A 10,248-nucleotide genomic window follows, 5' to 3' on the forward strand; every position below is an offset into this window, starting at 1 on the left:
AGCTTGTTAGCACCCTCGTACAATTCAAAGCTAAATTCACCATCTGTTAGATCACGTCCTGTAAGAGTTTTATCTAATTCGATGGTAGCTTGAGTTGCTTTAGGTTTTGCTTTTGGATTGACGATTGTCTTCGTCACTGATTTATCAGTTCCACTAAAGTCTTCAGCATTAACTGGGGTATCAGCAGTAGTAATGGTATAACCTTCAGGTGCTTGTAACTCAGTTAAGATGTATTTATCTTTTAAAAGACCATTGACTGTAATGTTACCTTTATCATCTGTTACATATTCCCCGATTACTTGGTTGTTGGCCTGACGTACCACTTTGAATTTAGCTCCAGCAAGTGGTTGGTTAGCATCATCTACTTTGTGAATATGAATGGTAAAGACATAACCAACACCAGAACCACCAGCAATTTGAACGGCAGCTTTATTTACTGCTTCTTTAGTATCGATGTTCTTACCTTTTAAAGTAGCCTGGTTATTTAAGATTTCCCCATCGACTGGTGAGTAATTTAAATGAACATCATACGTAATACGGTATTGATCCGTCTCACTAATATCTCCAAGATTCACAACAAATGATTGACCATTTTCACCAACAGTTACAGGATGTTCATTGGTTACATCCTTAGTATTATTAAATTGCCATCCACCATCGACATAAGACATCTCACCTTTTGTCACACGAAAACTATCTTTAACATAAGAAGCATTGGTAAATTGCAATGTGTCTTCTACTGTAACCTCTTTAATATTTTGCTTTAGTTGGTTCACAGAAATGGTATAGGAAATAGTCTTAGGGTCATCTTTGTGAACCCAACTTGTTTTCTTTAAAAGGTTTGGATCACCATCACCAACCCCTTTAAAGGTAACTTTACCTGCAATAATTGTTTTGTTGTTAACCGTCACTTCAACCGGAATTTCTCCTTGTTGAGGGTGCTTTTTGAAGTCGATACGGGCATAGAAGAAGAACGATCCATTTGTATCGGAATGTTTTTCAACATAGTCTGTATACGTTAATGTTAATTTTTTATTTTCAGCATCAACAGTAGCATGAGCGATAATTTCATTTGTGTTAATATCGCGAATTTCAAAACTATCGGATGTGATAATTAATGCATCTGGTACGGTAACTGTAGTTTGGTCACCTGCTTTAACATTTTTACCTGCTAAATCATATGTTGCATTAATACGGAACGTTGCCCATTGTCCTAATTCCCAATCAAGGTTGCCGCCTTCATTATTGGAAACTTGTATGTTTGAAATTGTATCGACCCATTTTCCGCTTACTGTCACTCCAGGAGTTTCTGCTGAAGTGCGATTCAGACCTAAAGCGAAAAGCATGGCCACTAAACAAAGGACAAATGAGAAAATTTTGATATTCCTATTCTTCATCTTATCTTCCCTTTTCATAAAAAAATTAGTGCCTAATCATCAATACCTGATTACTTTTAACGATATGGATCTTTCAAATCCTATCTGTTGGTAATTAGAATTGAGTGCTGAGACACGACCTCCATTAAATAATTTTATAGGGTAAAATATTTTACTTTTAAAATTATTCCCTACACAGGGAATTATAGCAAAAATAATAATTGGCTTCAAGCTAAAATCGGTGAAATTAGGTGTTTTTAAGCTGTTTCATTAATTTTCACTTTCTTTTAGAAAACAACCATGAAATCATCATATAATTTACAAATAATGAAGGTGAAAAAGGAGGTTTTTACTCAAAAAATACGAATAGTAGAATTGAAGAGACGCTAGGGCAAAGTGATGGTATAATAGAAGAGATGGAAACTATTTAGAATGAAAGAGGAATTATGATGACAAAAATTCGTGGATTTGAACTTGTATCAAGCTACACCAATCAGGACTTACTGCCAAAGCGGGAGACAGCACACGCAGCTGGTTACGACTTAAAGGTAGCCGAGCGCACGGTGATTGCTCCTGGGGAAATCGTCCTCGTCCCAACTGGGGTCAAGGCCTATATGCAAGTGGGTGAGGTGCTCTATCTCTATGACCGCTCGTCTAATCCTCGCAAGAAGGGATTGGTCTTGATCAACTCTGTTGGGGTTATCGATGGAGACTACTACGGCAACCCTGGAAATGAAGGCCATATCTTTGCTCAGATGAAAAACATTACCGACCAGGAAGTCGTCCTCGAAGTGGGAGAACGCGTGGTTCAGGCTGTCTTTGCTCCTTTCTTAATTGCGGATGGAGATGAAGCAGACGGTGTGCGGACCGGTGGCTTTGGAAGTACGGGGAAATAAAGGAATAAAATGGCAGACTATTTATTAGTTGTAGACATGCAGTCAGATTACGTTGCTGTAGGAAAAGCATATCATGAAAAACTGACTGCAGCTGTAAATGACAAAATTGCTACCTATCCTAGCGACCGAGTTATCTATATTCTCAACCGTTTTTTCTGGGAGAGAAAAGATAGAAAGAAGAAATTTGCGACCGACTTGCTGGTTGTATCTTCTCGTATTTTTGAAAAGCGTCGGGCTTCTTGCTTTACTAATCCAGATTTAAAAGATCTTTTAGAGGGAAACGGTGCTAAAAGCATAGAGTTTATAGGGGTAGATGGCAATGGCTGTGTCAAGGCTTCCGTTTTGGCAGCTGTCAAGGAGAATTATCAGGTTTCTGTCGATTTGTCTGCTGTCGGAGTTGCCAACCAAAAGAAATTTCAAAATACATTGTATAAGTGGCGCTCTATAGGAGTCGCAGTAGAAGGAGAATCATCATAGCTAAGAAAAAAACGACTTTTATTTGTCAAAATTGTGCCTACAATTCACCCAAGTATCTAGGCCGCTGTCCAAACTGTGGATCTTGGTCTTCTTTTGTCGAGGAAGTTGAGGTCACCGAGGTTAAGAATGCGCGTGTGTCCTTGACGGGTGAAAAGACCAAACCCATGAAATTAGCTGAGGTGACTTCTATCAATGTGCATCGAACTAAGACTGAGATGGAAGAATTCAACCGCGTCCTTGGAGGCGGAGTGGTACCAGGAAGTCTCGTCCTCATCGGTGGGGATCCAGGGATTGGGAAATCAACCCTTCTCTTACAAGTATCAACCCAGTTATCTCAAGTGGGAACTGTTCTCTATGTTAGTGGAGAGGAGTCGGCCCAGCAGATCAAACTCCGTGCTGAGCGCTTGGGGGATATCGACAGTGAGTTTTACCTCTATGCCGAGACCAATATGCAGAGCGTGCGAGCAGAAGTGGAGCGGATCCAACCCAACTTCCTCATCATCGACTCCATCCAGACCATCATGTCTCCTGAGATTTCAGGGGTACAGGGATCAGTTTCCCAGGTACGCGAGGTAACGGCTGAGCTCATGCAGCTGGCCAAGACCAATAACATCGCCATCTTTATCGTTGGCCATGTAACTAAGGAAGGAACCTTGGCAGGACCTCGGATGCTGGAACACATGGTGGATACGGTGCTCTACTTTGAGGGAGAACGCCATCATACCTTCCGGATCCTGAGAGCGGTCAAAAACCGTTTTGGCTCGACCAATGAGATCGGGATCTTCGAGATGCAATCAGGTGGACTGGTTGAGGTCCTCAATCCGAGTCAGGTCTTTCTGGAAGAACGCTTGGATGGGGCAACTGGATCCTCTATCGTGGTCACCATGGAAGGGACGCGTCCGATTTTGGCGGAAGTGCAGGCCTTGGTGACACCGACCATGTTTGGTAACGCCAAGCGGACGACAACGGGGCTTGATTTCAATCGGGCTAGTCTTATCATGGCGGTGTTAGAAAAACGAGCGGGTTTGCTCCTTCAAAATCAGGATGCCTACCTCAAGTCAGCTGGTGGCGTCAAATTGGATGAGCCGGCTATCGACCTAGCCGTAGCCGTAGCCATTGCCTCCAGCTACAAGGACAAGCCGACCAACCCGCAGGAATGTTTTGTCGGAGAGCTAGGCTTGACAGGAGAAGTCCGCCGGGTCAATCGGATCGAACAACGCATCAATGAAGCTGCCAAGCTCGGTTTTACCAAGATTTATGTTCCGAAAAATTCTCTGACGGGGATCACGACACCATCAGGGATCGAAGTGGTCGGTGTGAGTACACTGTCTGAAGTCTTGAAGAAAGTATTTTAATTTTAATAGTAGAAAAGTCTTAAACGGGAAGTTTAAGGCTTTTTTTCAGATGTGACAGATGACGGGAGGTCTCCTCTGACAGAAATAGTGAGTTGTGGTAAAATAATAGATGATTTGAATTTCAAAGGAATAAAGGAGAGACCATGTCTTATTTTGATAATTTTTTAACAGCTAACCAAGCTTATGTGGCGCTACATGGAGACCTCCGTCTTCCGATTAAGCCCAAAACACAAGTAGCCATTGTGACCTGTATGGATTCCCGTCTTCACGTGGCGCCGGCACTAGGTCTGGCTCTTGGAGATGCCCATATTTTGCGGAATGCTGGAGGGCGCGTGACAGAGGACATGATTCGCTCCTTGGTCATCTCCCAGCAGCAAATGGGAACCCGTGAAATTGTGGTCTTGCACCATACAGACTGTGGCGCACAGACCTTTGAAAACGAGGGTTTCCGTCAGCACCTCAAGAAAGAACTGGGTGTGGATGTGGGAGATCGCGATTTCCTTCCGTTTCAAGATATTGAGGAGAGTGTCCGTGAAGATATGGAGCTTTTAAAAGCTTCTCCTTTGATTCCAGAGGATGTCGTTATTTCGGGAGCTGTGTATGATGTGGACACTGGTTTGATCTCAGAAGTGAAATAATTATATAGAAGAGTATAGGAAGACAGAATGATCTCTGTTTTCCCGTATTCTTCTTTTTTGGTATAAAAAAAGTGAACCGAATAGGAAAAAATGTGACAATTTAGCACAAATTATTAAAAAATATGTGGTATAATATGACATTTTAACAAGAATATTACAAATTAATTTCAACAGATTGACTGTAGATGTCAAGGATGTTACAATTTTATTTGTATCATGGAATCATGAAATATGAAAAAGGAGATCCTATAAATGAAGGATGTATTTAATAAGCGCCAGCGCTTTTCATTGCGAAAATATAGCGTTGGGGTTTGTTCTGTTCTTTTAGGAACGGCACTCTTTGCTGCAGGAGCTCAATCTGCGTCAGCGGATGAAGCAAAAGCAGCCTCTGAATCTGCGGGAACAGCAGCTTCAGAAGCAACACAACCTGCTGCAACTGAGTCAAGTCAAGCAGAAGCACCAGCTGCTTCTAAGGCATACGGGGAAGGGGCATCAGTTCCAAAAATTGACCTTTCTGGAACTGCTACTGCAACTTCAGAAACACCAGCTTCAGCGACTGAAAAAACTGAGGCAGCTGTAACACCAGCTGCTACAGAAAATAAGGTAGCGCCAGCTGAAACTAAAAAAACTGAAGAAGCTTCAAAACCACTAAACGTTGGTTCATTGCCAGAAATCGCTCTACCAACAGCGAAAAAGGCAGAAACCAGCTCTAAACCAGCTTCTACAACAGCGGCTACTACAGCACCAACAACTGCAACTCGTGCTGCAGCAGGTGAAAGCTCAGAGAGAGCAGCTGCAAGAGAAGAAGCAACTACACCAGCAGGAACAACTACTTTTTCAGCTACTGTAAGTTCAGCAGCTCCAATCACTGGCACAGAAACAACTGCGCAAGCAGAAACAGCAGCAAGTACAGATGCTGCTACGGCTGTGGCAAATGCTGCTACAGAACGTACAAATGCAGGAGCTTTAGCAGTAAGTGGCCGTCGTCGTAGTCGTCGTGCTGTTACTAATGAAGCTGTAACTGGAGACCACAACTCTAACCCAGTAGCCGTAAGTACTTACTTAAAAGATGGGGAAAAAGTAACTCCAGAAATTAAAGATGCTAACGGTGCAACTGTAAGGTCTCAAACGGTACCAGCTGGTTACGCTGCTAAAGAAGGAGACTGGTACACATACAGTATCGTAGATCTTACTCGCTTCAATGAACGTTACAACACAAATTATTACTCTCGCGCGTATAAGAGATTCGATGAATCTACAGATACAGTTGTTGAATTGCTCGATAAAAACACTGGTAATGTAGTAGAAACTAGAACTATTACAGCAACAAGTGGAATTCAAAAATTCACTACGACAGCTACTGCATCTAGAGGAGAGTTAACTTATCAAGTAGATTACGATAAAGGTTTAGGAGCGGGACCTGGTAAGACTGACCAACCATTTATTCAATTTGGATTTGAACCTGGAGCAAGCATTCAAGCTTTAGTAGCTCCTGGACATAATCTTACTCCAGATGAGAAAAAATTATACGATGCGGTATATGCTGCTCGTACTTCAACAGATATTATTAACGTTGTAGAACCAGCTTATAACGGTCGTACAATTACTGATACTAATGCTAAAATTCCAGTGTCAGTTGAAAAAACAACTTACTATAAAGTAGTTGATAAAAACAACCCAACATTTAACGCTAATAAAACTGATGTAACAGTACAAGATTATAAAGAAAATGGGAATGAAGTTGACTTAGCTAGATATACAACTAAAGCTATGGAAGGCCAAAACTTCACAGCATCTGGAGTGCGTCAATTTGATGGATATAAATTGTACCAAACAGCTGACGCAAACGATAAATCAGGTTATGTAAGCCGTCCTTACAAAGTTGGAACTAAATTCATGGACGCTGAGCGTGCAGGAATTAAACGTATTAAAGAAATCGTAGGTGAAGATGGATCTGTAGTAGTTCGTGTTTACTTATTAGATCCAAAACAACAAAGTAAACGTTCTGATGGTACCTTGGAAACAGATGGTTATATGTTGTTAGCAGAAACCAAGCCTATTAAACCAGGTGATTACAATAAAGAAGATTTAGTTGTTAAGAAATCACCTCTTAACACAATTGCTTTCACAGATAGTAAAGGTGTAAACTATCCAAACGGTAAAGAAGTTCCATTTGACTTCCAAACAGCTGCTGGATATACACCTAAGAAAACAGTATTCGTACCATTCTTAGGGGATAACATCGGTCACCTTTCTCCAAACGAACAATTGGTTCGTGGAGTAAATGGTATCGGTACAAACGTTGACTTGCTCAACTCATTGACACCGTACAAACAACCGGTTTACTACTATGTCAAACAAGAGCCAGTCGAAGTCACTCCAGAAGTTGAAAAACAATTGGAAGGACGTGTACTTGTTGATGGTGAGTTTAGCTTCAAAATTAAAGAAGTACAACCAAATAAATCACTTCCTGCCTATGAAGAAACTGTCACTAACAAAGCTGACGGTAAGGCAACATTTAGTAAATTAACCTTCAACAAAGTTGGTACTTACGATTATACAATTACTGAAATTCCAGGTTCAGATAAAAACGTCGATTACGACGAAATGACTGTTTCGATGACAGTTACTGTAACTGAAAATGCTCAAGGTGATTTGCAAGCTAAAGTTAAATACAGTGCTGAAGGTGGATTCAAATCAAGCGCGGATGATAAGGTCTTCAACAACTACGTTGTCGCTCCAGTTAAGACTAAGTTTGACTTCAGCAAGGCTCTTGCAGGTCGAGAGTTGAAAGCTGGCGAATTCAGCTTTGTATTGAAAGATTCAGATGGTAAGGTCATTCAAACCAAGACAAATACTAAGGCAGGTGTTGTAGCCTTTGATGATTTGACTTTTGATAACACACAAGTTGGTACACACAAATATACTGTAGAAGAAGTTATTCCAGAAAATAAAGAAGCTGGTATGACTTACGATACAATGAAGGCTGAAGTGACCATCACTGTTACGAAGGAAGGTCACGTTCTTAAAGCAACGAACACTCTTCCATCAGATACAGAGTTCAACAATACCTTCACTCCAGGTGCGGTGAAAGTTAACCTTGACTTTGATAAATCACTTTCAAACGGTACTTTGAATGCTGGTGATTTCAGCTTTACCTTGACTGGTGATAACAATGTTAACGAAACTGTAACCAACAAAGCTAACGGTAAGATTAACTTTAGCGAATTGTCATTTGATAAAGAAGGTGTCTACAACTACACTGTTAAAGAAGTGAAAGGCAACAATGCCGATGTAGACTACGATGAAATGACAATCGGCGTGAAAGTAACCGTTACGAAAGATGCCACTACAGGTCTTTTGAGTGCCAAGACTGAAATGACTTCAACAGGTGGTGAAGCAACTGGTGCTGACGACAAAATCTTCAACAACCATGTTGTGGCTCCTGTAACTGCTCAATTCGACTTCAGCAAGGCTCTTGCAGGTCGTGAATTGAAAGACGGCGAATTTAGCTTTGTATTGAAAGACAAAGATGGTAAAGTCCTTCAAACAAAACAAAATGATGCTAGTGGACGTGTTCGTTTCGATGCCTTGACATTTACAAACGCTCAAGTGGGTGATCACAAGTACACTGTAGAAGAAGTTCAAGGTTCTGAAGCAGGAATGACTTATGACCCAATGAAAGCGAACGTAACAGTTACTGTTACGAAGTCAGGTCATGCACTTACTGCAGTTGCAACTCTTCCAACAGATACAGAGTTCAACAATACCTTTACACCTGCTGCTACACAAGCTCAATTCAAGTTCACTAAACGTCTTGAAGGTAAAGCACTTGAAGCAGATGCCTTCACATTCGAATTGCTTGAAAATGGCAATGTGATCCAAACTAAGAAAAACAAAGCTGATGGATCTATTACATTTGATGCAATTGAATACAACACAGTAGGTGAACACACTTACACTGTGCGTGAAAAAGCTGGTAACGATACAAACATCGATTACGATACTATGAACGCAGAAGTGAAAGTTAAAGTTACTAAAAATGCAGCTACAGGTCTCTTGAGCGCAGCTGTTACAATGCCTGAAGACACTGAGTTTAACAACTATGTGGTTTCTCCAGTTGTAACGAAATTTGACTTCACTAAGAAATTGGCAGGTCGTGAGCTTAAAGATGGTGAATTCAAATTCATCCTTAAAGATGCTAACGGACAAGAAGTTGAAACAGTAACCAACAAAGCTGATGGTACGGTAACCTTCTCAGAATTGTCATTCGACAATACGAAAGTTGGTACTCATACGTATACAGTAGAAGAAGTGATTCCTGAAAACAAAGAATTCGGAATGACTTACGACCAAATGAAGGCGACTGTTACTGTTGAAGTTGCCAAGAACGGTCACTCATTGACAACTGTTACAAACGTTACATCAACTGGTGGTAAAGATGCCAACGGTAAGGCTACTGATGGTACTGCAGATAAAGAATTCAACAACAAAGTTACTCCTCCAGAAACTCCAGAATTCCAACCAGAAAAATTTGTTGTTTCTAAAGAGAAATATGACATCACTGGTAACAAGTTGATGGATGACGACGATGAGTTGACAAATGAATACACTGAAACAAATGCGGATCCATATGTAGACAAGACAACTAACAACGAACCAGAAAACTTGAATACCAAGACAGTTAAACGTGGTTCTAAATTGGTTTACCAAGTATGGCTTGATACTACGAAATTCACAGAAGCAAACAACATCCAATACGTTGGTGTATCTGATACATACGACGCTGATAAATTGGACGTCAATGCAGCGGATATCAAAGCATATGATTCAGTAACTGGTGCAGAAGTAACCAATAAATTCGACATCAAAGTTGAAAACGGTACAATCACTGCAACTTCTAAAGATGAATTTATCAAAGATAAAGTAAACGCTCCTGTTATCGATACAACTAAGTTCGAGTTTGGACGTTACTATAAATTTGATATCCCAGCAACTGTTAAAGAATCTGTTAAAGCTGGTGCTGATATTGAAAATACAGCCAACCAAACAGTTCACGTTTACAACCCAGTAAGCAAAACAGTTGAAAAACCTGAAAAACCAACACAAAAACGTGTCAACAGCGTTCCAGTTCCAGTGGAAATGAACTTCACGAAACGTTTGGAAGGTCGTGAACTTCAAGCCAAGGAATTCGAATTCGTATTGAAGAAAGACGGCGTTGAAGTTGAACGCGTGAAGAATGACGCTGCTGGTAAGATTGTCTTCAAGACTCTTGAATTCGGTCGTGATGATCTTGGTAAGACTTACAACTACACAGTAGAAGAAACTCCTGGTACAGATGCAACTGTCAAATACGACACAATGGTTGCTACTGTTAAAGTGGTTGTTTCACACGATGGTACAGCTAAAGCAATCGTTGCCAACGTAACAGATGCAGCTGATAAAGAGTTCAACAACCGTGTAACCCCTCCAACAGAACCTAAGTTCCAACCAGAGAAATACGTTG

Annotated in this window: 6 protein-coding genes; 5 read left to right on the plus strand and 1 reads right to left on the minus strand. The window is 40.9% G+C overall.

Features of this window, described 5'->3' with window-relative positions:
- Positions 1-1,397, minus strand: a 1,397-nt coding sequence (locus HMPREF2918_RS04510; protein ID WP_256263189.1) for an Ig-like domain-containing protein, incomplete at its 3' end; no start/stop codon positions are given.
- A gap of 428 nt (positions 1,398-1,825) precedes the next feature.
- On the opposite strand from HMPREF2918_RS04510, the gene HMPREF2918_RS04515 reads away from it, so the two are divergent.
- The 5 genes from HMPREF2918_RS04515 to HMPREF2918_RS11610 form a co-directional block, all read left to right on the plus strand.
- A complete protein-coding gene (locus tag HMPREF2918_RS04515; RefSeq protein ID WP_070594702.1) occupies positions 1,826-2,272 on the plus strand; it encodes a dUTP diphosphatase in 447 nt (148 codons plus the stop codon).
- A gap of 9 nt (positions 2,273-2,281) precedes the next feature.
- Positions 2,282-2,749 carry an isochorismatase family protein gene (locus HMPREF2918_RS04520; protein WP_070594701.1) on the plus strand — a complete coding sequence of 156 codons (468 nt, stop codon included), beginning with the start codon at positions 2,282-2,284 and terminating at the stop codon, positions 2,747-2,749.
- 20 nt (positions 2,750-2,769) lie between these two features.
- Positions 2,770-4,104, plus strand: coding sequence for a DNA repair protein RadA (gene radA / locus HMPREF2918_RS04525; RefSeq protein WP_247913979.1), 1,335 nt, complete (start codon positions 2,770-2,772; stop codon positions 4,102-4,104).
- Between the two features lie 143 nt (positions 4,105-4,247).
- Positions 4,248-4,742 carry a beta-class carbonic anhydrase gene (locus HMPREF2918_RS04530; RefSeq protein WP_031575690.1) on the plus strand — a complete coding sequence of 165 codons (495 nt, stop codon included), beginning with the start codon at positions 4,248-4,250 and terminating at the stop codon, positions 4,740-4,742.
- Positions 4,743-4,994: 252 nt separating this feature from the next.
- A partial coding sequence (locus tag HMPREF2918_RS11610) for a Spy0128 family protein (RefSeq protein ID WP_305366774.1) occupies positions 4,995-10,248 on the plus strand: 5,254 nt, incomplete at its 3' end.

This window comes from Streptococcus sp. HMSC065C01 (assembly GCF_001813525.1).
Classification (GTDB): Bacteria; Bacillota; Bacilli; order Lactobacillales; family Streptococcaceae; genus Streptococcus; species Streptococcus parasanguinis_V.